This is a genomic window from Enterovirga sp. CN4-39 (genome assembly GCF_049446235.1).
GTDB lineage: Bacteria > Pseudomonadota > Alphaproteobacteria > Rhizobiales > Beijerinckiaceae > Enterovirga.
In genome coordinates, this window is record NZ_JBMSEF010000006.1 from 37,019 (window position 1) to 61,889 (window position 24,871).

15 protein-coding genes are annotated in these 24,871 nt (G+C 68.0%); 7 read left to right on the forward strand and 8 right to left on the reverse strand.

The window, feature by feature from the left end:
• Positions 1 to 56 precede the first annotated feature (56 nt).
• The 5 genes from mltG to fabD form a co-directional block, all read right to left on the reverse strand.
• Positions 57 to 1,574, reverse strand: coding sequence for an endolytic transglycosylase MltG (gene mltG, locus ACO2SS_RS11865; RefSeq protein ID WP_423277866.1), 1,518 nt, complete (start codon positions 1,572 to 1,574; stop codon positions 57 to 59).
• A 100-nt stretch (positions 1,575 to 1,674) separates the two neighbouring features.
• Positions 1,675 to 2,931, reverse strand: a complete 1,257-nt coding sequence (gene fabF / locus ACO2SS_RS11870; protein WP_423277867.1) for a beta-ketoacyl-ACP synthase II — start codon at positions 2,929 to 2,931, stop codon at positions 1,675 to 1,677.
• 51 nt (positions 2,932 to 2,982) lie between these two features.
• Positions 2,983 to 3,219, reverse strand: a complete 237-nt coding sequence (locus ACO2SS_RS11875; protein WP_423277868.1) for an acyl carrier protein — start codon at positions 3,217 to 3,219, stop codon at positions 2,983 to 2,985.
• Positions 3,220 to 3,420: 201 nt separating this feature from the next.
• A complete protein-coding gene (fabG, locus tag ACO2SS_RS11880) occupies positions 3,421 to 4,158 on the reverse strand; it encodes a 3-oxoacyl-[acyl-carrier-protein] reductase (RefSeq protein ID WP_423277869.1) in 738 nt (245 codons plus the stop codon).
• Positions 4,159 to 4,166: 8 nt separating this feature from the next.
• On the reverse strand, positions 4,167 to 5,111 hold the full coding sequence (fabD, locus tag ACO2SS_RS11885; protein ID WP_423277870.1) for an ACP S-malonyltransferase: 945 nt from the start codon (positions 5,109 to 5,111) through the stop codon (positions 4,167 to 4,169).
• A 179-nt stretch (positions 5,112 to 5,290) separates the two neighbouring features.
• Here fabD and ACO2SS_RS11890 point away from each other — a divergent pair, with 179 nt between their 5' ends.
• From ACO2SS_RS11890 to ACO2SS_RS11900, 3 genes are all read left to right on the forward strand, one after another.
• Positions 5,291 to 5,719 carry a hypothetical protein gene (locus ACO2SS_RS11890; protein ID WP_423277871.1) on the forward strand — a complete coding sequence of 143 codons (429 nt, stop codon included), beginning with the start codon at positions 5,291 to 5,293 and terminating at the stop codon, positions 5,717 to 5,719.
• Positions 5,720 to 5,813: 94 nt separating this feature from the next.
• The gene (gene rpoZ, locus ACO2SS_RS11895; RefSeq protein ID WP_423277872.1) at positions 5,814 to 6,215 is read left to right on the forward strand and encodes a DNA-directed RNA polymerase subunit omega; all 402 of its coding nucleotides are present in this window, start codon (positions 5,814 to 5,816) and stop codon (positions 6,213 to 6,215) included.
• Between the two features lie 170 nt (positions 6,216 to 6,385).
• Positions 6,386 to 8,557, forward strand: a complete 2,172-nt coding sequence (locus tag ACO2SS_RS11900; RefSeq protein ID WP_423277873.1) for a RelA/SpoT family protein — start codon at positions 6,386 to 6,388, stop codon at positions 8,555 to 8,557.
• A gap of 6 nt (positions 8,558 to 8,563) precedes the next feature.
• Here ACO2SS_RS11900 and ACO2SS_RS11905 read toward each other — a convergent pair whose 3' ends face one another.
• Complete coding sequence (locus ACO2SS_RS11905) at positions 8,564 to 10,081, reverse strand: malonate--CoA ligase (RefSeq protein WP_423277874.1); 1,518 nt, start codon at positions 10,079 to 10,081, stop codon at positions 8,564 to 8,566.
• A 158-nt stretch (positions 10,082 to 10,239) separates the two neighbouring features.
• Between ACO2SS_RS11905 and ligD the strand changes: the two genes are divergently transcribed.
• The 3 genes from ligD to ACO2SS_RS11920 all read left to right on the forward strand — a co-directional run bounded on the left by ligD (position 10,240) and on the right by ACO2SS_RS11920 (position 15,993).
• Positions 10,240 to 12,912: a DNA ligase D gene (ligD, locus tag ACO2SS_RS11910; RefSeq protein WP_423277875.1), complete on the forward strand. Its 2,673-nt coding sequence runs from the start codon at positions 10,240 to 10,242 to the stop codon at positions 12,910 to 12,912.
• A 132-nt stretch (positions 12,913 to 13,044) separates the two neighbouring features.
• Complete coding sequence (locus ACO2SS_RS11915; protein ID WP_423277876.1) at positions 13,045 to 13,326, forward strand: hypothetical protein; 282 nt, start codon at positions 13,045 to 13,047, stop codon at positions 13,324 to 13,326.
• Between the two features lie 306 nt (positions 13,327 to 13,632).
• Complete coding sequence (locus ACO2SS_RS11920) at positions 13,633 to 15,993, forward strand: DUF3772 domain-containing protein (protein ID WP_423277877.1); 2,361 nt, start codon at positions 13,633 to 13,635, stop codon at positions 15,991 to 15,993.
• A gap of 6 nt (positions 15,994 to 15,999) precedes the next feature.
• Here ACO2SS_RS11920 and ACO2SS_RS11925 read toward each other — a convergent pair whose 3' ends face one another.
• A complete protein-coding gene (locus ACO2SS_RS11925) occupies positions 16,000 to 16,821 on the reverse strand; it encodes an OmpA/MotB family protein (protein ID WP_423277878.1) in 822 nt (273 codons plus the stop codon).
• Between the two features lie 13 nt (positions 16,822 to 16,834).
• Positions 16,835 to 17,605, reverse strand: a complete 771-nt coding sequence (locus tag ACO2SS_RS11930; RefSeq protein ID WP_423277879.1) for a motility protein A — start codon at positions 17,603 to 17,605, stop codon at positions 16,835 to 16,837.
• Positions 17,606 to 17,916: 311 nt separating this feature from the next.
• Here ACO2SS_RS11930 and ACO2SS_RS11935 point away from each other — a divergent pair, with 311 nt between their 5' ends.
• The gene (locus tag ACO2SS_RS11935; protein ID WP_423277880.1) at positions 17,917 to 24,870 is read left to right on the forward strand and encodes a VCBS domain-containing protein; all 6,954 of its coding nucleotides are present in this window, start codon (positions 17,917 to 17,919) and stop codon (positions 24,868 to 24,870) included.
• The last annotated feature ends 1 nt before the right edge of the window (position 24,871 follow it).

Here is a 24,871-nt window from a genome sequence, read left to right on the forward strand (position 1 = left end):
CCCGGACGGGGCTCCAGATTCAAGCGTCTCGGACGGCTGATCCGCGTCCGTACTGCCTACTGGGTCGCCGAGCCCGCGTCCGAGGCTGCGGCGCTATCCGCGTCCCGCGGCTTCCGCTTCGGCTTCGCCGCCTGCCGCTTGCGGGGCTCGGGCTTCGCCGCCTCGGCGGGCGCAAGGCCCGGGGGCGGCTGGAAGGCCGGCACGTTCTTGGCGGAGGTAAGGTCCCAGCTCTGGTTCCGCAGCGGATCCCGCGGCGTCCCCTCCGAGGCGTCGAATGCTCGCGAGGAACCAAGCCCAGCCCCCGCGATCGCGGACACCGTTCCAGTGTCGAGGGCGGCACCCCGCCCGGGGCTCGGAGCCTGGAAGTTCTCCGTCCGCCCCTCCGGCAACGCAGGCGGATCGACCCGGTCCACCTCGGTGGGCGCAGCACCGGCCGCCTCGCGCGAGCGCTCGATCTGACGCCAGCGCGCGACGTTCCGGTTGTGCTGGTCGAGCGTCTCGGCAAAGGCGTGGCCGCCCGTCCCGTCCGCCACGAAGAAGAGGTCGCGCGTCTTCAGCGGGTTTGCGACCGCCTCGAGCGCCGCCCGGCCGGGATTCGCGATCGGCCCCGGCGGCAGACCCTCGATCACATAGGTGTTGTAGGGCGTCGCGCGCTCGATTTCCGACCGCAGGATGCCCCGGCCCAGCGTGCCCTTTCCGCCCACGAGCCCGTACACGATGGTCGGGTCGGACTGCAGCTTCATCCGCTTGGAGAGCCGGTTCATGAAGACGCTGGCGACACGCGGCCGCTCATCCGCCCGCCCGGTCTCCTTCTCCACGATGGAGGCCAGGATCACGAGTTCCGGTGCCGTCTTGATCGGCAGGTCGGGCGCGCGCTTCGCCCAGGCCTTGACCAGCGCCTCGCGCGCTTCGGCCTGCATCTTGTTGATAATTTGCTGCCGCGGGGTCCCACGCTCGAAATGATACGTGTCGGGGAGGAGCGTCCCCTCGCGCGGCACCTCGTTGATGGAGCCCGTCAGCAGCTCGTTCTCGCGCAGGCGAGCCACGATCTGCTCGCTCGTCAGGCCCTCCGGCACCGTGAAGGCATGCTGGACGGCCTTCCCCTGGATCAGGGTGTCGATCGCCTGCTCGATGCTGGTTCCGGCCTTGAACTGGAACTCGCCCGCCTTCAGGACGCCCCGGCTGCGATTCAGATAGGCGCTGATCTCGAACAGGTTCGGATCCGAGATGACGCCCTCCTTCGCCAGAAGCGTGGCCATCTCCGAGGTGCCGGTGCCCTTCGGGATCAGGACGACCTTGTCCTGGGCGAGCGGTCCCACCTCCTGGACCTTCCGTTCGAACACGAGGAGGCCGAAGACGACGACGGCCGCCAGCACGAGGCCGAAGGTCGTCAGACCGCTCATCAGGGAGAGCATCCCACCCCTCGGCCGGCGCACGCGCGGCGGGGGAGGAGGCGGGGGAGCCGAAGGCTTCAGCGCCTCGTTCGGGCTCTTCGGGGCATAACGGCCGAGGCCCGACGAGTCGGGCGGCGGCGGAACGGCGGGCGTCTGAGGTGTCTTGGGTCTGCCGAACATGCGGTGCTACTTCGGCCCGCGTAAAGCGCGAGCTCCTTCGACCCTCTCCCAAACCAATATGGCGAAATGGCGTGAGAGCGAGGCGATCAACGCCATCAGGTCACGCCGCTCGCCGGAAGACAAGCGATGCGTTGGTGCCGCCGAAGCCGAAAGAGTTGGAGAGCACGGTATCGATCTGCCGCGGCTTGGCCGTGTGCGGAACGAGATCGATCGGCGTATCCACCGAGGGGTTGTCGAGGTTGAGCGTCGGAGGCGCGATCCCGTCGCGCATCGCGAGCAGCGAGAAGATCGCCTCCACGGAGCCCGCGGCCCCGAGCAGGTGACCGACAGCCGACTTCGTCGAGGACATCGCCAGCTTCCCGGCCGCGTTCCCGACCAGCCGCTCCACTGCCTTGAGCTCGATCTCGTCGCCGAGAGGCGTCGAGGTCCCGTGGGCGTTGATGTAGTCGATATCCGAGGCCTCGATGCCGGCCCGCTTGAGCGCAGCCTTCATGCACCGGTAGGCGCCATCGCCATCCTCGGACGGCGAAGTGATGTGGTAGGCGTCGCCCGAAAGTCCGTAGCCGGCGACCTCGGCGTAGATCCGTGCGCCGCGCGCCTTCGCGTGCTCGTATTCCTCGAGCACGACGATTCCCGCACCCTCGCCCATCACGAAGCCGTCCCGGTCCTTATCGTAGGGACGCGAGGCCTTGGTCGGGGCGTCGTTGAATCCCGTCGACAGGGCACGGCACGCGGCAAAGCCGGCGAGCGAGAGCCGATTGACCGGCGATTCGCTGCCGCCCGCCACCATCACGTCGGCGTCGCCGAGCGCGATGAGGCGCGACGCATCGCCAATGGCATGGGCGCCGGTCGAGCAGGCCGTGACGACCGCGTGGTTCGGGCCCTTGAGCCCGTGCGCGATCGAAACGTAACCCGATGCCAGGTTGATGATGCGGCCCGGGATGAAGAAGGGCGAGATGCGCCGCGGGCCCTTTTCAAGAAGCGTCACGGAAGCATCGTAGATGCCCCCGATACCGCCGATGCCGGAACCGATCAGTACGCCGGATGCGACCTGGTCCTCGTAGGATTGCGGATCCCAGCCGGCGTCATCGAGCGCCTGCTTGGCCGCCGCCATCGCGAAGACGATGAAAGGATCGACCTTGCGCTGGTCCTTCGGGTCCATCCAATCGTCCGGATTGTAGGCACCCTCTCCGCTGCGCGGAACCTGGCAGGCAATCTGGCAGGCGAGGTCGGAAACGTCGAAGCTATCGACGCGCGCCGCCCCGCTCTTCCCGCTCAGAAGCTGCTGCCAGGTTGGCTCAACCCCGCAGCCGAGCGGGGTCACCATTCCGATCCCAGTGACGACCACTCGCCGCATACTGACCCCCGGCTGGGCGCCGCGTCACGAAAACGCCGGCGCCCGAACGCCTTATCCCGCGTTCTTCTCGAGGAAGCGGATCGCGTCACCAACGGTCACGATCGTCTCCGCGGCATCGTCCGGAATCTCGACGTTGAATTCTTCCTCGAACGCCATGACCAGCTCGACCGTGTCGAGGCTGTCGGCGCCGAGATCGTCGATGAAGTTCGCGTTGTCGGTCACCTTCTCGGGCTCGACGCCAAGGTGTTCAACAACGATCTTCTTCAGCCGGTCAGCAATATCGCTCATCTGGTCCCCGTCTCATTTGGCCGGAAAATATCCGCTCGCCGGCGGTTTGAACCCCGGCCTCAGGATCGAACGCAACGCCGAAGCCCGCCGAGATAGTTGCCGGTGCAAACCCGCATTTTCGCCCCTGGTCAAGTCCCCGGGGGCTGCCGAGGGGGTCCCTAGCACATGCTCCCGAAGGTGACGAGGGTCGTCGAGCGCCGATCATAGGCGCGCCATGCCACCATTCACATGAAGCGTGTGACCGGTGACATAGGCGGCCTCGCCGGACGAGAGATAGACCACCGCAGCGGCGATCTCGTCGGGGCTCCCCAGGCGCCCCATCGGCACGGTGCCGAGGATCGACGCCTTCTGCGCGTCGTTCAGTTCGTCCGTCATCGGCGATTCGATGAAGCCGGGTGCGACGCAGTTGACCGTGATGTTTCGGCTGGCGACCTCTGCGGCGAGCGCCTTGGTCATGCCCACGAGGCCAGCCTTCGACGACGCGTAGTTCACCTGGCCGGGATTGCCGATCGCCCCGACGACCGAGCCGATATTGACGATTCGGCCGTAGCGGCGGCGCATCATCCCCTTCACGGCGGCGCGGGAGAGACGAAAAGCCGCCGTGAGGTTCACGGCGATCACGGTGTCCCACTCATCGTCCTTCATGCGCATGAGGAGGTTGTCGCGCGTGACCCCGGCATTGTTGACGAGGATGTCGAGCCCGCCCATCGCGGCTTCGGCCGCCGGCACCAGCGCCTCGACCGAGGCCGCATCACCGAGGTTGCAGGCCGCGACGTGAGCGCGCTCGCCGAGCGCAGCCGCCAGCTCTTCCAGCGCCGCCTGCCTCGTGCCGGACAGCGTGACGGTCGCACCGCGGGTGTGCAATGCCCGCGCAATCGACCCGCCGATCCCACCGGTCGCACCGGTCACCAGCGCCTTGCGGCCTTCCAGATCGAACATGACGCGCCTCAGGAGACGAGAAGGGGACGAACGGCGTCGAGATCGCCGGGCTGGCCGAACGGAGCCGCCTTGGCGCCCGACGCGATGCGCTTGACGAGGCCGGTGAGGACCTTGCCGGCCCCGACCTCGACGAAGATGTCCACGCCGTCGCGCGCCATCCGGTCGACGCTCTCGCGCCAGCGAACCGTTCCGGTGACCTGACGCACCAGCGCATCCCGGATGTCCTCCGGGCCCGTGATGGGCGCCGCCTCGATATTGGCCACCACGGGCACCACCGGGGCCGCGATGGTCACCCCGGCGAGGGCCTCGCGCATGGCTTCGGCGGCGGGCGCCATCAGGGCGCAATGGAAGGGCGCGGAGACGGGCAGCATCACGGCGCGACGGGCTCCCCGGCCCTGCGCGATCGTGACGGCCCGCTGCACCGCGGCCGCGTGGCCCGAGACGACTACCTGGCCGGGCCCGTTATCGTTGGCGACGTCGCAGACTTCGCCCTGGGCCGCCTCGCGCGCGATCTCCTCGACAGGCTCGCGATCGAGGCCGAGCAGCGCCGCCATGGCGCCCTGTCCGACGGGGACGGCCTTCTGCATCGCATTGCCGCGGATTCGGAGGAGTCGGGCCGCGTCGGCGACGCTCAGGCAGCCGGCCGCGACGAGCGCCGAATACTCGCCGAGCGAATGGCCGGCCACGAACGCGACGTCACGATGCAGGTCGAGCCCGAGTTCCGATTGCAGCACGCGGAAAGCCGCGACGCTCACCGCCATCAGGGCGGGCTGGGCATTCGCTGTCAGGTTGATCTCTTCGGCCGGGCCGTCCCGCATCAGTCCGGACAAGTCTTGGCCCAGCGTGTCGTCGACTTCCTGAAAGATCGCGCGGGCCGCAGGAAAGCTCTCGGCGAGCGCCTGCCCCATTCCGACGCCCTGGCTGCCCTGCCCCGGGAAGATGAGTGCTCGCATACCTATCGTTTCCGCCCTGAAATGGCGCGCGAGGTCGCACCGCACGTCGCGCAGAGTCAAGCGTCGTCGCGTTACGGTTGCGATCTGCAGCGCCACAACACCGCGTTGCCCGCTGTGACTTCTGCCAAATCCCCGACCGGCCGACCCGCCCCGATCTTCCTCAGATCGGAGGTTAGGTCATGTCCAACAAGTCTTTCCTCACACTCGCAGTTGGAGCGGCAGCCCTTGTCGCGACCTCGCTCGCCACGGTGGAGACCGCCTCGGCCCGGGGCGGCGGTTTTCACGGCGGTGGGTTCGGCGGCGGCTTCCATGGGGGCGGTCTAGGCGGCTTCCACGCCGGCGGGTTCGGCGGTTTCCACGGCGGCGGGTTTGCGCCCGGATTGCGTGGCGGTGCTTTCGCCCCCCGTTTCGGACACGATTTCCATGGCCGCGGCTTCCGGCGCGGGCTCGGCTTCGCCGGGGCGGGGCTGGCGCTCGGAGCCTTGGCGTATCCGTTCTACGACGGCTACGGCTACGGCGATTACTATGGCTCGAACTGCTATATCGAGCCTCGGCGAGCTCCGGGACCTCACGGCTGGACGATCCAGGATTACCACGTCTGCTACTGAGATCGGCTGTCGCGCCTGTTTCTCTTGCGATTGCGAGCGGGACGCGCTATCTCTCCGCGATCCCCATTAGGCTTGAAGCGCAAGGAGCCGCCGCATGGCGCGCGTCACCGTCGAGGATTGCATCGACAAGGTCGAGAACCGCTTCGAGCTGGTGCTGCTTGCCAGCCACCGGGCTCGAATGATCTCGCAGGGCGCCCCGCTGACGATCGACCGCGACCGCGACAAGAACCCTGTCGTGGCGCTGCGGGAGATCGCCGAGGAGACGATCACGCCGGACGACCTGAAGGAGCAGCTGATCCACTCGCTCCAGAAGTACGTCGAGGTGGACGAGCCGGAGGCCGAGGCCGTGCCGATGATCAGCGGCACGACCGTCCTGGCACCGTCCTCCGCCGTCGACGACTCGGAGATCCAGTTCGACAAGATGAGCGAAGAGGATCTCCTTCGCGGCCTCGAAGGCCTGGTGCCTCCGGCCGAGACGGAGGAAGACGAGGGCTGAGCGTTCCCGCTCGGCTCCGGTTGCGAAGCCCGGCCGTCTGGTCGGGCTTTTCTGTTTCAGAATGTCGGTTTCCGGCGATCCCGCCGCACCGCATTCAACGCGCTTGCAAAGACGCCCGGCGCTGACCGATATCGATTCCATGCAACCCGTGGTGAGGCCCTGATCCCGCGATGATGCGGCAGTTCGAGCTCGTCGAGCGGGTGAAGCGCTACGACCCGTCCGCGGACGAGGCTCTCCTCAACCGGGCCTACGTCTATGCCATGGTCGCCCACGGCAACCAGAAGCGGGCCTCGGGCGATCCGTTCGTCGCACATCCGCTCGAGGTCGCTGCCATCCTGACGGACCTCAGGCTGGACGCGGCGACCATCGTGGCGGCGGTCCTGCACGATACGATCGAGGACACCGGCGCCACGCTCGACGAGATCAACCGGCTCTTCGGCCCGGAGATCGGCTCGCTGGTCGACGGCCTGACCAAGCTGAAGAAGCTGGACCTCGTCTCGAAACAGGCCGCGCAGGGCGAGAACTTCCGCAAGCTCCTGCTCGCCATCGCGGCCGACCTGCGCGTGCTCCTCGTCAAGCTCGCCGACCGACTGCACAACATGCGCACCCTCGGCTTCATGCCGGCCGAGAAGCGCCGGCGGATCGCGGAGGAGACGCTCGAGATCTATGCGCCGCTGGCCGGCCGCATGGGCATCCAGGAGATCCGCGACGAGCTCGAGGAGCTCGCCTTCAAGAACCTCAATCCCGAGGCCTACGAGACGATCAGCAGGCGGCTGAAGGATCTTACCGACCGGAATCACGGCTTGGTCGACGAGATCGAGAGCGCGCTGAAGGAGAAGCTGGCCGCGAAGGGTCTCGAGGCCAAGGTGTTCGGCCGGCAGAAGCGGGTCTATTCCGTGTGGCGGAAGATGGAGCGCAAGTCGCTCGCCTTCGAGCAGCTCTCGGACGTCTACGGCTTCCGCATCCTCGTCGGGACCCCCGGCGATTGCTACCAGGCGCTCGGCATCGTCCACACGGCCTGGCCGATGGTGCCGGGGCGCTTCAAGGACTACATCTCGACCCCGAAGCAGAACGACTACCGCTCTCTCCACACCACCGTCATCGGGCCGCAATCGCAGCGCGTCGAGTTGCAGATCCGGACGCAGGAGATGGACGAGATCGCCGAGTACGGCATCGCGGCGCACCCACTCTACAAGGAAGGCAAGACGGCCGGCGCCCAGCTCGGCGCGGAGAGCCGCGCCTATCAGTGGCTTCGCCGGACCGTGGACCTCCTGGCGGAGGGCGACAGCCCGGAGGAATTCCTCGAGCACACGAAGCTCGAGCTGTTCCACGACCAGGTCTTCTGCTTCACCCCGAAGGGCCGGCTGATCGCCCTCCCCCGCGGCGCGACCGCGATCGACTTCGCCTATGCGGTCCACACCGATGTCGGCAACTCGGCCGTGGGCGCGAAGATCAACGGCCGCATGTCGCCGCTGTTCAACGAGCTGCAGAACGGCGACGAGGTCGAGATCGTCCGGGCCGACGGGCAATTGCCTCCCCCGGCCTGGGAGGGGCTGGTCGCGACCGGAAAGGCCCGTGCCGCCATCCGGCGTGCGACCCGGGCTTCCGTGCGCCGGCAATATGCCGGGCTCGGGCGGCAGATCCTGGAGCGCGCCTTCCAGCGCGCCGGGAAGGCCTTCTCGGACGACAAGCTCAAGGGCGCCCTGCCCCGGCTCGCCCGGACCTCAATCGAGGACGTCCTGTCGGCCGTCGGGCGCGGGGAGATGTTCTCAGGCGACGTCGTTCGCGGCGTCTATCCCGACTACAAGGAGGAGCGGCGGGCCGGGAGCGAACGCGACGAGGCGCGAGCCAGCCGCTCGGGCCAGAACGGCGCCGGTGGCCCCTCGGCCAACGCGATCCCTATCCGGGGCATCGAATCGGACCTGCCGATCCGCTTCGCCCCGAATGGCGGCGCGGTGCCGGGCGATCGCATCGTCGGCATCCTGACGAAGGGCGAAGGCGTCACGATCTACCCGATCCAGAGCCCCGCCCTGGCGGCGTTCGACAATGACCCCGAAAGCTGGATCGACGTCCGCTGGGACGTGGAGCCCGGCGAGGAACGGCGCTTCCCGAGCAGGCTCGCGCTTCAGTCCATCAACGAGCCGGGCAGCCTCGCGACGATCGCGCAGGTCATCGCGGACCATAACGGCAACATCGACAACGTCTCGATGAAACGCCGCACGCCCGACTTCACCGAGGTCACCATCGACCTCACCGTGTTCGACCTGAAGCACCTCAATGCGATCATCTCGGAGCTTCGGGCCAAGCCGGCGGTCAGCAAGGTCGAGCGCGTTCTCTCCTGAGCCCCGTCAGGCCGCGCCGTAGAGCGCGGCGTTCTCCTGCCGCAGCACGTTCTTCTGGACCTTGCCCATCGTGTTGCGGGGAAGGTCGTCGACGAAGATCACGCGCTTGGGCAGCTTGAACTTGGCGAGCCGCCCCTCGAGGGCCGCGTGCACGGCCGCCTCGTCGATCGCGGCGTCCTTGTCCTTCACCACGACGGCCGTGACGCCCTCGCCGAAATCGGGATGGGGCAAGCCGATGACGGCGCTCTCGACCACGCCCGGCAGGAGGTCGATCTCGGTCTCGACCTCCTTCGGGTAGACGTTGAAGCCGCCCGTGATGATCAGGTCCTTGCCGCGCCCGACGATGTGGACATAGCCCGCCTCGTCGATCTTCCCGAGATCGCCCGTGATGAAGAAGCCGTCCGGCTTGATCTCGGCCGCCGTCTTCTCCGGCATGCGCCAGTAGCCCTTGAAGACGTTGGGGCCGCGCACTTCGATCATGCCGACCTCGCCGGCCGCGAGCTCCTGGCCCGAATCCGGGTCCACGACGCGGATCTCCACCTCGGGCAGCGGGAACCCGACCGTGCCGGCGATGCGGTCGCCCTCATAGGGGTTGGACGTGTTCATGCCCGTCTCAGTCATGCCGTAGCGCTCGAGGATGGCGTGACCGGTCTTGTCCCGCCACTCGCGATGGGTCTCCGCAAGGAGCGGCGCGGAGCCCGACACGAACAGGCGCATATGCGCCGTGGCCTCCTGGGTGAGCCCCGGATGCCTGAGCAGGCGCGTGTAGAAGGTCGGCACGCCCATCATGGCGGTCGCGCGCGGCATCAGCCGCATGATCTCGTCCGGGTCGAAGCGCGGGCAGAAGATCATGGACGCGTCGGAGATGAAGGTCACGTTCGACGCCACGAACAGCCCGTGCGTGTGGTAGATGGGCAGCGCGTGCAAGAGCACGTCCTCGGACGTGAAGCGCCAGTAATCCTTCAGGGTCAGGGCGTTCGAGACGAGGTTGCCATGGGTCAGCATGGCGCCCTTCGACCGGCCCGTCGTGCCCGACGTGTAGAGGATGGCTGCAAGGTCGTCCTCGCCGACGATGGCCGTCGGGAAGGCGCGGGAATCACCCTCGGCCAGGTCGACGATCGAGCCCTTTCCGTCCCGGTCCAGCGTCTCGAGCGCTGCGCCGGCGCGCTCCGCGACCGGCGCGAGGCCTTCGCGCATCTTGGGATCGCACACGACGAGGGCCGGCTCGGCATCGCCGATGAAATATTCGAGTTCGGCCAGCGTGTAGGCCGTGTTCAGCGGCAGGTAGACGGCCCCGGCCCGCAGGCAGGCCAAGTAGAGGATCACGGCCTCGACCGACTTCTCGACCTGCACGGCGACGCGATCGCCGGGCTTCACGCCGCGGTCGACGAGCGCGTTGGCGAAGCGCCCGGAGCCGAGGATCAGGTCCTCGTAGGTGTAGCGGCGGCCCGCACTCGTCTCGATGGCGACCTTGGCCGTATCGGCGACCGCATCGGAAATCCGCTGGAAAAGATTGGCGTTCATGAGCCGGCTATCGCCTCGTCGTCCCTTCGCGGCGCCGGGAAAAGGGCGCGGCGCGCATAGGGCTTTACTGGGGTGGGGTCGCATCGCGCAAGGAACTCCGATCGCGAGAAGCCTTCAAGCGCTGGAACAGCTTGGCATCGGGCGATTTGACTCGCGCCATGGCCAAGCTTGCCGCCTATCGCGCGAAGCGGGATTTCGAGAAGACGCCGGAGCCGGAGGGGGATCCGGGCGATACCGGCGGCTTCTCCTTCGTCATCCAGAAACATGCCGCCACGCGCCTCCACTACGACCTGAGGCTCGAGCTCGACGGCGTCATGCTGAGCTGGGCGGTGACCAAGGGTCCAAGCCTCATCCCGGGCGAGAAGCGGCTCGCGGTCCATGTCGAGGACCACCCCATCGCCTACAACACCTTCGAAGGCACGATCCCGAAGGGGCAGTATGGCGGCGGCACGGTCCTCATCTGGGACCGTGGCCGTTGGGAGCCGGAAGGAGACCCGCGCAAGGGGATGGCCAAGGGCCATCTCGATTTCCGGCTCGACGGCGAGAAGCTGCACGGACGCTTCCACCTCGTGCGGCTGAAGCCCAGGCCGCGCGAGAAGCAGGAGGCCTGGCTCCTCATCAAGTCGGACGACGACTTTGCACGCGGTGCCGCCGACCCCGACATCCTGGAGGAGATGCCGCTCTCCGTCGTGACGGGCCGAACGCTCGACGAGATCGCGAACGACAAGGGCAGCGCCGTCTGGAACTCCAATCGCGGCATGGCGGCCGAGGAGCGCGAGGCCAAGAAGGCGGCCGCGGCCCCTACTCGGAAAAGGAAGGCGGCGGCGAAGGCCAAGCCCGCGGGGGACACGGCTGCTGCGCTGCCGGACCCGAACGGGCCGCCAAGCCCGGATATCGGAAAGCTCGCGAGGGGAGGCACGAAGGCCGCGATGCCCGAGGCCATCGCGCCCTGCCTCGCGACGCTCGCTGCGGACGTGCCTCGCGGGCCGAACTGGATCCACGAGATCAAGTGGGACGGCTATCGGCTGATGGCGTTCAAGTCTGGTGAATCGACCCGCATCCTGACCCGGCGCGGCCACGACTGGACGGCCCGTTTTCCGGGGATTGCCGATGCCGTGAGCGCGCTGCCCGTGAAGACCGCGATCCTCGACGGCGAGGCGGTGGTCGAGGACCAGAACGGGCTGCCGGACTTCTCCGCCCTGCAGAACGCACTGTCCGACGAGCATGGGAAGGCCGCCAGGAACGCGGTCCTCTACGCCTTCGACCTCCTCTACCTGGACGGCTACGACCTTCGCGGCCTGCCGCTGGAGGAGCGCAAGGCGCGGCTCTCCGCGCTCGTGCCCGTCCGAAAGGACGGCGTCCTGCGCTTCAGCGAGCACATGGAGGCCGACGGGGCCGCCATGGTGAAGAGCGCCTGCCAGCTCGGCCTCGAGGGCGTGATCTCCAAGCGCCGCGACCGGCCCTACCGGTCCGGGCGCGGCGAGGACTGGCTGAAGATCAAGTGCACCGAGCGCCAGGAATTCGTGGTCGCCGGCTATGTGCCGTCCACCGTCTCGAGCACCGCGGTCGGCTCGCTCGTGCTCGGCTACTACGAGGGCGGGGAGCTGAAGCATGCCGGCAAGACCGGAACGGGGTTCACGGCGGAATCGGCTCGGCAGATCTTCCGAAAACTCAAGGACTTGAAGCGACCAACCTCGCCCTTCGCGTCAAAGCTCTCGGCGGCGGAGCGACGGGGGGTAGCCTGGGTCGAGCCGAAGCTCGTAGCCGAGGTCGAGTTCCGCGGCTGGACGGCGGATCGACGGCTGCGGCACGCCGCCTTCAAGGGCCTCAGAGACGACAAGACCGCCGAGGAGGTCATGCTCGAGCTGCCGAAGGGCGAGCCGCCCGCCGCGGCGCCACCGAAACGCTCCGCCTCCCTCCGATCACGCGGCGGGAGCGAGGTCGCCGGCGTCGCGCTCACCCATGCGGACCGCGTCCTCTGGGAGGAAGGTATCACCAAGCTCGACCTCGCCCGCTTCTATGAGGGGATCGCCGACTGGATCCTGCCGCATGTCGCCGGGCGCCCGCTCTCGTTGGTTCGCTGCCCGAACGGCGCCGAGAAGGGCTGCTTCTTCCAGAAGCATTCCTGGGCCGGACTCGGGGACGACATCCGCCGTGAGACCGTCCGTGACGAGGACGGCGAGGAGGAGGTCCTCTACATCGAGGACATCCGCGGCATCGTCTCCCTGGTCCAGGCGAGCGTGCTCGAGATCCACCCCTGGGGGGCGAGGATCGAGGACGTGGACCGGCCGGACCGCATCACGATGGACCTCGATCCCGGGCCCGACGTCGCGTGGCCGGACGTGATCGCGGGAGCCAAGGACATCCGCGAGAGGCTCAAGGCCGTCGGGCTGGAAAGCTTCGTCAAGACGACCGGCGGCAAGGGGCTGCACGTGGTGATCCCCCTCACCCCGAAGGCGGATTGGACGGAGGTGAAGACCTTCGCCCAGGCGCTCGCCCTCGCCATGGAGGCGGATTCGCCCGACCGCTACATCGCGAAGGCGTCGAAACAGGCCCGGAAGGGGCTGATCTATGTCGATTACCTGCGCAACGGCCGCGGTGCGACGGCCATCGCGGCCTATTCCACCCGCGCCCGGCCGGGAGCCCCGGTCTCGGTCCCGCTCGCATGGTCCGAGCTGTCGCCCGATCTCGCGCCTAACGGTCTGACCATTTCCAATCTCGGGGAGAGGCTGTCGAAGCTGAAGCGCGATCCCTGGGCCGAGATGTCCAGGGTCGACCAGGTCCTGCCGGCAATCGGAAAGCCGCGTCGCGCCCGCAAACGAGCGGCTTGAGCCCCGCAGCAGGCCCTTTGCCGTGGCTCGAACAGGCCGCGGCGTCGCAGTGGGGTCCGCCGGCCCGCGCCGGAACTCCGTCAGATTGGGGACGTTCACCCTTGCAACTACGGTGATTCAGAAGGTTCGCATATGGCCAAGGTAGTGGCAGATCAGCGTGCGCGGCAGGGCGGCCCGGGGCGCCCGGTTCTCATCGTGCTCGTCGCAAGCCTCGTGCTTCTCGGGATCTACATGGTGTCCATGATGAGCTGGTCGGGCTCCACCTCGCCGACTAGCCCGCAGCAGACGTCGGCCCAGCAGACGAACAACAGCGCGAGCTCCGCGAACACCTCCGGGGTTCCGACCGAAAATCCCGCCTACCCCTCGCCTGCGGCGCCCGCAGCGGGTACGACTGGCAGCACGACGCCGCGGTAATCGCCGCGGCAGCGCGCGCCTCCGGTCCTCGCGGCCGGAGGTTCCTTTGACCGGTCAAGACGAGTTTTGCTCCTGCTTCGTTGGTTAGTTCTCGCAGCAATGCTCGCCGCGGCCGGTCCGGCCGCGGCTCAAGCCGTTTCTGCGCCCGCTCCTCAGACCGAGGCCGCTCCTTCCACGCCGGCACAGCCGCCACCTCCGCAGGATGCCGGCGGACAAGGCGCATCTCCCGGTGAGCGCGTCCGGGCCAGCCTGGAGGCGGCTCGGGCGGAGCTGGCCCAGCTGCAGGCAGCCCTGCGGCGCGGTGACTTGTCCCAGACGGAGCTCCAGGACCTGCGGGCCCGGATCGATCCAATCGCGGAACGGCTCCGCGAGATCGTCGCCAACGTCGCCCCGTACGTCGAGTCTGCCAAGAACCTCCTCGAACAGCTGGGGCCTAAGCCGAAGGACGGCGGCACCGAGGGTCCGGAGGTTACGAGAGAGCGCGCCGAACGTGAGGCCGCCCTGTCGCGGACGGATGAGATCCAGCGCGTCGCCCGCTCGCTGCTCGGCCAGGCGGATCAGCTCGCCACCTCCATCAGCGACAGGCGAAAGACCGCCTTCACCAATGCGCTGTTCGAACGCAGCTACAGCCTGTTCAGCCCGGAGCTCTGGGTCTCCGCCACGACTTCGTTCCCTCGCGACCTGAAGGCCCTTCAGATCGTCGTGCAGGACGCCGCATCGCGGTTCGAGGGCCGCTCGTCGCCCGCAACGCTGACCTTGCTGGGGCTGGCGATCGGCGCGGCCGTTGCCCTTCATGTCGCGCGTCGTCACCTCGCGCCACGGCTGATACGACGCTCGGAGGCCGCCACCGAGGTGGGTCGCCGGCGCAAGGTCAGATCCGCCTTCGGCGTTCTCCTGCTCGAAGCGGTTCCGGCCGCCGCGGGCAGCTTCATCGTCTACCAGCTGCTGGTTACGGCGGATCTCTTCCCCTACCGGCTCTATCCCGTGCTGGCGGCCCTGTTGGCGGGGCTCGCCTTCGTGGCCTTCGTCCGCGCCGCGGCGGACGCCATTCTGGCCCCCGATCGTCCCGCCTGGCGGGTTGCACCGATGAACGACGGGCCGGCGAACTGGACCGCGACCTTCGCGGTCGCATTCGCCACGACCGTGGTGACCGGCAAGGTGCTGGACGCCCTGAACAAAGCCATCGCGGCCGGGCTCCCGCTCACCATCGCCACCCGGGCGGTGGTCGTCCTGGTCGCGGCGGGCATCGTGGCCGAGTTGCTTCGCCGCTTCGCGGTCAGGACCGAGACGGACGAGAGTTGCCTGGGGCCCTACGTCCCGACGGAGCCGGCCCTGGCAGGCCCCGCACGCCTGCTCGGCTGGGCCGTCATAGGCGCCGTCGCGATCGCTCTCCTCGGCGGCTACGTCGCCCTGGCGTCCTTCCTCATCGACCAGATCGCTTGGATCGGCTCGCTCGCCGTCCTCCTGTACCTCGGCGTTGCGCTGACAGACGAGTTCCTGGGCGAGACCCTCCGCAGCCAGAGCCGCGTTTCCACGACCCTGCAGGCCAATCTCGGCCTTCGGCGCAAGGCTCTCGAACAGCTCGGCACCCTCGCGGCCGGCCTCGCCCGCCTGGTGCTGTTCCTGGTGGTCGCCCTCCTGGCCCTCGCGCCTTGGGGAGTCGAATCCGGCGACTTCACCTCGAACCTCCGGGCCGCCTTCTTCGGCTTCCAGGTCGGCGACGTCACGATCTCGCTTTCGACCCTGTTCGGGGCATTGCTCCTGTTCGTCGGGGTGATCGGCGCGAGCCGCATCATCCAGCGCTGGCTCGCGAACACCTTCCTGCCGACCACCGAGCTCGATGCGGGGCTGCGCAACTCCATTCAGACGGCCACCGGATATATCGGCTTCTTCGGCGCGGCGGCGCTGGCGCTGTCCTATCTCGGCCTCGGCCTCGACAAGATCGCGATCGTGGCCGGCGCGCTGTCGGTCGGTATCGGCTTCGGCCTCCAGTCGATCGTGAACAACTTCGTCTCCGGCCTCATCCTGCTCTGGGAACGCCCGATCCGGGTCGGCGACCTCGTGGTGGTCGGCGACGGCGAGGGCTATGTCCGGCGCATCAGCGTGCGGGCGACGGAGATCGAGACCTACGACAGGTCGAGCGTCATCATCCCGAACTCGAACCTGATCTCCGGCATCGTGAAGAACCGGGTCCGCGGCGACCGGACCGGGCGGATCATCATCTCCATCGGGATCGGGCGCGAGAAGGACCCGACCCGCACGGCGGAGCTCCTGATCGAGCAGGCGAGCCGGCATGGCGACGTCCTCCACGAACCGCCGCCGCGGGTGCTGTTCAAGGCGATCGGAGGGTCATCGCTCGACCTCGATCTCGTGTGCTTCGTCGACGACGTCACCAAGCAGGGCCGCGTCCAGAGCGACCTGAACTTCGCGGTGTTCAAGGCTCTCGTCGCGGAGGGCATCATCCCGATGCCGGGTCCCGCGATCACGAACATCGCCGGGCTGGAACAGGTCCAGGCGGCGCTCCAGCACATCGCGGACGCGATCGCGGCCGAGCAGCGCAAATCCGGCCCGCCTCCACGCGAGGGCGGCGACAAGGGGTCGCCGCGCAAGGACCGGCGGGAGGATCGCTCCGGCGCCGAGCCGGCGCGAGGTCCGGCCCCGGCCTGACCGGGCTCAGGGCCTCAGGCCGGGAGGAAGAGGCGGCGCCTCGTTCATCAGCGTGATGGTCACGCGCCGGTTCGCGGCGAGGTACGGGTTGTCCGGGAACATGGGCTCGACATCGGCCTTGCCGGCAACGCTCGCGAATCGGTCGTCCGGCACGCCGCTCGAGGCGAGGACCTCGCGCACCACCGTCGCCCGCCCGGCCGACAGGTCCCAGGCGGGCCCTTCGGGCCGCTGGCCGGGACGGTTCGTCGCCGTATGGCCCGTGATGGAAACCCGATGGTTCACCCGCCGGAGGGTCGGTGCGATGTGCTCGAGAATGCGCCGGGTCCGGTCGTAGGGCTGGGTCGACCCGACCCCGAACATCGAGCGGCCGTCCTGGTCGATCAGGGACAGGTTCATCCCGTCCGTCGTGTCCTCGATGATGATGTTCTTGGAAAGCTCCGCCACGTCCGGAAGGTCCTGAAGCGCCTGGCGAAGTGCCGCCGCGGCCTGCGAGAAACCGGCCCCCGTGAGGTCGCGATTGGCCGGGTCGAGATCCATCTGCCCCGGTCGCGGCCTGTCGGTCGCGTGCTCGGGCGGCACCTTCTGCAGGTTCCGCACATGGGCCTTCACAGGGATCCCATCCTGCTCGACGATGCCCGCGTAGCGGCTCTCCTTGATCACGCCGAAGGCGTCGCGCATCGAGCCGGCAACCAGCTGGAGCTTCTTCTGGTCCTGCGTGGAATAGGCGGCGATCATCACGAAGAAGCTCATGAGGAGCGCCATGAGGTCGGCGAAGGTCACGAACCAGCCGTGACCGCCGTGGGCTCCGCCCTTCTTTCGCCGCGCCACCTCTCAGCCTCGCTCAGACCGCCTCGGCGAACTCGGCGCGGTGGTGCTCCGGCAGGTAGGCGACCAGCATCTCCTTGACCACGGCGGGGCTCTTGGAATCCCGGAGCAGCAGGACGCCGTCGATGATGAGGGAGCGGGAGATGTCCTCCTCCTCCATCTTCACGTGCAGCTTGTCGGCCAGGGGAAGGCAGAACAGGTTCGCGATCACCGCCCCGTAGAGGGTGGCGAGCAGGGCGGTCGCCATGGCGGGGCCGAGCTTTGAAGGATCCGACATGTTCGCGAACATGGTCACCATGCCCAGGATGGTGCCGATCATGCCCCAGGCCGGGGCGCAGTCGCCGTAGGCGCGATAGACCTTCGAGCCTTCGTCCAGCCGCATCAGGAAGTTGTCGCGGTCCTTCTCCATCGTGTCGCGGATGAAGTCCTTGTCGTAGCCGTCGACGAGGTAGCGCACGCCCTGCGCCAGGAACGGGTCCCTGATCGCCACGGATTCGAGCGCCATCGGGCCGCCCTTGCGCATCAGGTCGGCGATCTTCGTGAATTCCTCGATGAGGTCGCGCGGATGCATGGTGCGCGTGCCGAACGCGACCTTGATGCCCATGGGGAGCCCATGCGCGATGACCGAGAACGGGAAGCGGGTCATCGTGGCGGCGGTCGCGCCGCCCAGGATCACAATGACGGCGTGCTTGTCGTAGTAGGCGGCGAAGTTGCCGCCATCGATCATGATGAGGCCGACGACGACACCGATGCCCCCCAGCAGCCCGAGTCCGGTTGCGATATCCATGTGCTCTCGTGGCGCCCCGCCGGCTCGGGCACACCTGAGGCCCTCTGCCGGGCAAAGCTAAGTTCCCGCCCTGAATTTAGGGTTAAGCGAAGGTTCCGCCCGCGAAACAGACGCTGCCGGGGCCACGACATCCTCCTGAAATGCCACACCCCGAACTATCCGGACATAGGCGTGCAGCTTCCGGCTGACGGGGCGGCTTGGCCTATGGTAGTCGTACCGTAAGCGGGACGACATCTGCGGAGATCAATCCGCTCCGGGCCACGGCCAAAGTGCATCGTGGTTACACCGGAGCATTGGGGGAGCTACGGGCCGTGTTGACCGAAGACTTGGCCGGCGGCTGGTTCGACCTGCCGCTCGCATCCGCCAAGCCGTTGCGTCAGATCGAAATCGATCTTGATTCGGCCGAGAGCGTACGGATTCCCGATGCTCACCTGATGTTTCAGGGTGAGTACAGCCGGGAGGGGTTCGACCTCGTCATAGAGAACGAGACGTCCCGCCTTCTGATCAGCGACTACTTCCGGGCAGCGAAACGTCCTACCCTGGAGGGGCCCGATGGCGCCTTCCTGACGGGCGACGTCGTCGCCGCGCTGGCGATCTCGGAAGACGGGCTTCGCTACGCCCAGGCCACCCCCCCGGCACCGCAGGCCGCCATCGGACGGGTCGAGACGGTCACGGGCCAGGCGACCGTCATCCGCAACGGCACCCCCGTCGTCGTCAACCAGGGCGACCTGGTCTTCAAGGGCGACGTCGTCCAGACGGATCGGGGATCCTCGCTGGGCATCACCTTCATCGACGGATCGACGTTCAGCCTGGGCGCGGGCGCCCGGATGGTGCTGAACGACATGGTGTACCAGGCCGGAGGAGCGCAGAACTCCGCGCTGCTCAACATCGTCCAGGGTTCCGTCACCTTCCTGGCAGGCCAGATCGCCAAGAGCGGCGAGATGCGCGTCGGCACGCCCGTCGCCACGATGGGCATCCGCGGCACGCTCGTTAAGGCGGATATCGACGCCAATAACGGCACCACGAGCTTCGCCGTCATCCAGGAATCCGACGGCCGGGTCGGGTCCTTCGTCCTCCGGAACCAGGCGGGCGACATCATCGCCACGATCTCGCAGGCGGGCCAGGTCACGACCGTCTCCCCGAGCGGCACGGTGTCGGTGCAGCAGCTGTCACCGGCCGAGATGCAGGACCATGCGCTCGCGGCCGCCATCGTCTACCAGATCGCGGCGATCAGCGCGGCGAACCCGCTGCTGCCGGGCATGACGGGTCCGGGCGGGCCGGCGCCCGGTGGTGGTGGCGGCGGTGGCGGGGGCTCGAGCGACCCGGGCAACGGATCGGCCACGCCTCCCCTCGCGGGGCTCCAGGGATCGGGCGGCCTGGTGACCCCGTTCTCGCTGGCGAGCGCGGATGCCCCCTTCACGCCGGTCCCGACCGTAACCGTCCAGGCCATCGGGTTTGGAGGTGGCGGCGGCGGCTCGTCGTCCGGCGCCCAGACGGAGGCTTCCGCGCGGGTCGTCACCCTGGCCAAGGCCGGCCGGGCGCAGGACGCGGGCGACTTCGTGGCCGTCACGGGCGACCGGACGGCGGTTACGGGAGAGTGGGGCACGCTCTTCATCAACCCCGACGGCAGCTACAGCTACGTGGCGGACCGGGCAGCCCCCCTGCCGCAGGGTGCGGTCGGGCAGGACGTCTTCACCTATCAGCTCGGCAGCGGCGCCGATGCCGAACTGGTGACGCTCGACTTCACGGTGACCGGCGTCAACGACGCCCCGCAGCTGGCCAATTTCGAAATCAGCCTTCCGGAACAGGGCAGCGCGGGGAGCAGCTCTTCGGGCGCGGGGACCATCGGCAGCGTTCTCGACAACGCCAATGATCCGGACACCGGCGACACGCTGGCGGTGACCGATGCCCGCAGCGCGGGGGGGAACGGGTCCGGGCTCGTCAACGGGCAGTTCGTGGCGGTGGGCACCTACGGCACGCTCACCATGAACCCCGACGGCACCTTCACCTACACGGCGAACGCCGCGGCCGCGCGGGCTCTCGGCAGCGGCGAGGTCGGCCGCGATACGTTCACCTACACGGTGACGGATGCGGGCGGCCTCAGTTCCACGGCCCGGATGGACTTCCTGGTCCAGGGCGTGAACGACGTCGCCACGATTGCCGGCACCACCTCGGGCGATGCGGTCGAGATCGGGGACGGCCAGCCGGGTTCGGGGATTGCCACGGGCCTGCTCACGATCCAGGACCCCGATGCCGGCCAGGCCGCCTTCCGGGCGGTCACGACCCCGACCGCGAGCGCGAACGGCTACGGCACCTTCACGATCACGGCCGACGGGCTTTGGAGCTACACGCTCGACGACACCAATCCCGCCGTGCAGGCCCTCAAGGCCGGGCAATCGACGACGGACACCTTCACGGTCCTGTCCGCCGACGGCACGCAACAGACGATCACGGTCACGATCACGGGCAGCAACGACGCTCCGACCGTCTCGGGGCCCGTCCTCGCCACGATCGGCGAGGATACCGGCACGGCATCCCTCGATCTCCTCGCAGGCGCCAGCGACGTCGATGCCGACACGATCCTCGGCATCGAGAACCTCGCGCCGGAAGGCGGTACGCCGGGCGAGCTTCCGCCGGGCTTCTCGCTCTCCGAGGACGGCCGGACGCTGCTGGTCGATACCGGCCACTCGGCATTCGCGGATCTCGGCGCCGGCGAGAGCCGCATCTACCGCTTCACCTACGACATCGTCGACGACCAGGGCGCGCGCGTCTCCCAGACGGTGGAGATGTTGGTCCAGGGCGTGAACGATCCCGCCACGATCTCCGGCACCACCTCGGGCGATGCGGTCGAGATCGGGGATGGCCAGCCGGGTTCGGGGATTGCCACGGGCCTGCTGACGATCCAGGACCCCGATGCGGGCCAGGCCGCCTTCCGGGCGGTCACGACCCCGACCGCGAGCGCGAACGGCTACGGCACCTTCACCATCACGGCCGACGGACAGTGGAGCTACACGCTCGACGACACCAATCCCGCCGTGCAGGCCCTCAAGGCCGGGCAATCGACGACGGACACCTTCGCGGTCCTCTCCGCCGACGGCACGGAGCAGACGATCACGGTCACGATCACGGGCAGCAACGACGCCCCGACCGTCTCCGGACCAGTCACCGCCACAATCGGCGAGAATACCGGCACAGCGTCCCTCGACCTTCTCGCAGGCGCCAGCGACGTCGATGCCGATACGGTTCTCGGCATCGAGAACCTCGCCCCGGAAGGCGGTACGCCGGGCGAGCTTCCGCCGGGCTTCTCGCTCTCCGAGGACGGCCGGACGCTGCTCGTCGATACCGGCCACCCGGAATTCGCGGATCTCGCAGCGGGCGCGAGCCGCACCTACCGCTTCACCTGCGACGTCGTCGACGACCAGGGCGCGCGCGTCTCCCAGACGGTGGAAGTCACCGTGACGGGCAGCGGCGGAGGCCTCGAGGTCGATGGCAGCTTCGAGACGGGCTTCACCGGCTGGAGCCTCGCGGGCGACACGAGCCTCGTCCAAGAAGCCACGGACGGGGTGCAGGCCGCCAGCATCACGACCTCCTCCGAGGCCAGCATCGGCTATAGCGAGATCGAGAGCTTCCTCGGCGTGCCGGCCGACAGCCTCGCCCGCGACGAGAGCACCACACATACCAGCAACGACGCGACGATCGGCTCTGCGATCCGCACCAATGCGATCCGCCTCGAAGCGGGCCAGACCCTGCGGTTCGACTGGAACTTCAGCACGGACGATTACCGGCCCTTCAACGATTTCGCGGTCTTCACCATCGACGAGCTCGATGCGATCTTCGCGCTCGCCGATGTCGAGAGCGTCGGCGATTTCGGCTCCACGGGCTGGCGGACCTTCTATTTCACCGCGCGTGTATCGGGCGACTACCATTTCGGCTTCGCGGTCTTCGATACGGGGGACGGGGCCGTCGCCTCTACGCTCCTGATCGACAACCTGCGGGTCGAGAGCAACGGCGCGCCGATCCTGACAGGCGCCGTCACGGGGACGGGTCTGGAAGGGACCGGGACCTTCTCCGTCGATCTGCTCTCCGGGGCGAGCGACCCGCAGGGCTCCTCCCTCCATGTCGAGAATGTCAGGTCCGCGAATGCGCCGGAGGGCCTGCCGCCCGGCTTCTCGTGGAACGGGAGCTCGATCGAGGTCGATTCGGAGCACCCGGTCTTCCAGGCCCTCGCCCAGGGCGAGACGCGCGAGTTCAGCTTCACCTACGAGGTGGTCGACGAGACCGGAGCGCGCACCAGCCAGACGGCGCGCGTCACCGTCCAGGGCACGAATGACGGGCCGACCTCCGCCTCGGAAACCATCGCAGTCCAGGAGAACGGGATTGCCACCGCGGAAAGCCGTTCCGATGGCGTGTTGGCGAATGATTCCGATCCCGACGCGAACGAGACCGATACGCTCTTCGTCGGAGCTGCCCGAGCGGGCTCGGGGTCCGGGACCTTCACGACCGTGCCGGCGGCAGGCCTTACGATTGAGGGCCTCTACGGCACGCTGACGCTCTATCCCGACGGGACCTATTTCTACACGGCGGATCGCTCGGACGGGTTGCCGGCCGGCGAGACGGCCGAGGACAGCTTCCTCTACGAGGTCGTCGACACTCACGGGGCGCGCAGCACCGCGACGCTGACGTTCTCCGTGACCGGCGTAAACAACCCGCCGACGGCCGGAAGTGGGTCCTTCACGACGGAGGAGGACACAGCCGTCACAGGCAGCCTGCCCGCAGCCTCCGATCCGGACGGCGATGCGGTCACCTATGCGCTCGCGAGCGGGCCGGAGCATGGCAGCGTCGCGGTCTCGGCCTCCGGCACCTTCACCTATACGCCGAGCGCCGACTACAGCGGCCCGGACAGCTTCAGCTACACGGTCGCGGACGGGAACGGCGGCTCCGCCACCTACACGGTCGCCCTCACGGTCACCGGCGTGAACGACGCCCCGACGGCCCTCGCGGACAGCAGCAATGTCGCGGAGGATGAGACCGCGACGGGCAACGTCCTCGCGAACGACACCGATCCGGACAGCGACGCTGTCCTGACCGTCACGGGCATCCGGGCCTCCGCCGGCTCCGGCAGCTTCGCGAGCAGCGCGTCCGGCATCTACGGAACCGTCACGATCGCCAGCGACGGCACCTACAGCTACGTGGCCGACAACACAGCTGCCCAGGCACTCGCCGAGGGCGAGACCGCGACCGACATCTTCACGTACCGGATCACCGACGAGCACGGGGCGGCGAGCACGGCCAGCCTCACGGTCACGGTGACCGGCGCGAACGACGCCCCGACGGCCGTCGCGGACACCGGCGATGTCGCGGAGGATGCGACCTCGACAGGGAACGTCCTCACGAACGACACCGATCCGGACAGCGACGCCGTCCTGACCGTCACGGGCATCCGGGCCTCCGCCGGCTCCGGCAGCTTCGCGAGCAGTGCGTCCGGCGTCTACGGCACCGTCACGATCGCCAGCGACGGCACCTACAGCTACGTGGCCGACCACGCGGCGGCCCAGGCGCTCGCCCAGGGCGAGACGGCGACCGACACCTTCACGTACCGGGTTACCGACGAGCACGGAGCGGCGAGCACAGCCAGCCTCACGGTCACGGTGACCGGGGCGAACGACGCCCCCACCGCCGAGGATGCCGCCTTCACGACGGAGGAGGACACGGCCCTCGGCGGCATCCTGCCCGGCTCGGATCCCGATTCCGGGGACACGCTGACCTACTCGGCGTCGTTCTACTCGGCCAATAGCGGCACGATCTCCTTCGACACGACGACGGGCAACTTCACCTATACGCCGCCCGCCGACTTCTCCGGCACGGACAGCTTCACCTACACGGTCACGGACGCTGCGGGCGCCACGAGCACGGGAACGGTGTCGATCGAGATCGCGCCCGTGAACGACCCCGCTGTCTTCAACGAAGGCGAAGCTGGAACCGGCACCTATACGGGCTTCGTTGGGAACGAAGGCATTTGGGCCAGCCAGAATTTCACCGTCTTCGATCCCGACGGCGAGAACACGGCTACCCTGGTCGAAGACGGAGCGACCGAGAACGGCCACGGGATCTACTGGGTCTACGAGAGCGAGTCCGACGGCTTCACCTGGGAGTACTGGCTGGACTGGGAGAACCCGGCTGTCACCGCGCTCGCCGAGGGCGACCTCGCGACCGACAGCTTCGACCTCGTCGCGGCCGACGGAACGAGACGCACGGTCACCATCACGATCGAGGGATGGAACGACGGGCCCGTGGGCGAAAACGACGAGAATGCCTTGTCGGGCGGAGAGGCCGCGGGGAACGTGCTCGCCAACGACACCGATCCTGATCAAGGCGAGACCGGCCTCCTTCTAGTTTCCGGAGCCTACAGCGCGTCGGGATCCTTCATAGCGATCGACAGCGCGGACTCGCCTGCGACGGTCGCTGGAAATTACGGGACCCTGATCCTTCACGAGGATGGCAACTACGAATATCAGGTCGGCAGCGGAACGTTCTCGCCGGGCGAGTTCGACAGATTCGAGTACAGCCTCGTCGATCCGCACGGCTCAAGCTCAACCGCGGAGCTGTCCATCCAGCTCGCGCCTCCGGATCTTGCAGACGACCGGGTCATCACGACCCAGACAGGGCTGATTTCCATTCCTCAATCGGCCCTGCTCGTGAACGATGGTGCGGAAGGCCTTGCCGTTCGGGGGGTGACATCCCCCGCCTCGCTCTCAACCGATGGCACGATCGAGGTAGGCACGAGCCCCGGAACCTTCGGCTATACGGCGGACAGCATCTCCTCGACGAACCCTCCGGGAGCGAATGTCGAAATCGTCTCGGGTGCGACGGGCCTCACCGGAACGGGCGCGGACGAGATCATCCTGTCGAGCCCCGGATCGGTCATGACCGGCGGCGGTGGTCGAGACGTGTTCGTCGCGCATCTCTACGACCCTGACACCGAGGACCCGGCTATCGCGGCGCGGATCACCGACTTCGACACGTCGGAAGATGCGATCGACCTGAGCTTCTGGATCGCGACCGGAAACTATTCACCCGGTGACGGTTGGCTTCAGCTGAGGCCGGACCCGGAAAGCTGGGACCACCTCGTTGTGACCCTGAGGGGAGACGTCGTCGCGCATCTCGATAATCTCGACGTCACATCGGACGCGACCGCGTTCGTGTCCTGGCACGGCGGATCCGAAACCACGTATTACAGTCCCGCATACTGGGGCTACTGGGCCTGAG

What these genes read in the sequence shown, in the direction of transcription:
- mltG (WP_423277866.1), bottom strand. Translation starts at nt 1,574, where the DNA reads ATGTTCGGCAGACCCAAGACACCTCAGACGCCCGCCGTTCCGCCGCCG.
- fabF (WP_423277867.1), bottom strand. Translation starts at nt 2,931, where the DNA reads ATGCGGCGAGTGGTCGTCACTGGGATCGGAATGGTGACCCCGCTCGGC.
- ACO2SS_RS11875 (WP_423277868.1), bottom strand. Translation starts at nt 3,219, where the DNA reads ATGAGCGATATTGCTGACCGGCTGAAGAAGATCGTTGTTGAACACCTT.
- fabG (WP_423277869.1), bottom strand. Translation starts at nt 4,158, where the DNA reads ATGTTCGATCTGGAAGGCCGCAAGGCGCTGGTGACCGGTGCGACCGGT.
- fabD (WP_423277870.1), bottom strand. Translation starts at nt 5,111, where the DNA reads ATGCGAGCACTCATCTTCCCGGGGCAGGGCAGCCAGGGCGTCGGAATG.
- ACO2SS_RS11890 (WP_423277871.1), top strand. Translation starts at nt 5,291, where the DNA reads ATGTCCAACAAGTCTTTCCTCACACTCGCAGTTGGAGCGGCAGCCCTT.
- rpoZ (WP_423277872.1), top strand. Translation starts at nt 5,814, where the DNA reads ATGGCGCGCGTCACCGTCGAGGATTGCATCGACAAGGTCGAGAACCGC.
- ACO2SS_RS11900 (WP_423277873.1), top strand. Translation starts at nt 6,386, where the DNA reads ATGATGCGGCAGTTCGAGCTCGTCGAGCGGGTGAAGCGCTACGACCCG.
- ACO2SS_RS11905 (WP_423277874.1), bottom strand. Translation starts at nt 10,081, where the DNA reads ATGAACGCCAATCTTTTCCAGCGGATTTCCGATGCGGTCGCCGATACG.
- ligD (WP_423277875.1), top strand. Translation starts at nt 10,240, where the DNA reads ATGGCCAAGCTTGCCGCCTATCGCGCGAAGCGGGATTTCGAGAAGACG.
- ACO2SS_RS11915 (WP_423277876.1), top strand. Translation starts at nt 13,045, where the DNA reads ATGGCCAAGGTAGTGGCAGATCAGCGTGCGCGGCAGGGCGGCCCGGGG.
- ACO2SS_RS11930 (WP_423277879.1), bottom strand. Translation starts at nt 17,605, where the DNA reads ATGGATATCGCAACCGGACTCGGGCTGCTGGGGGGCATCGGTGTCGTC.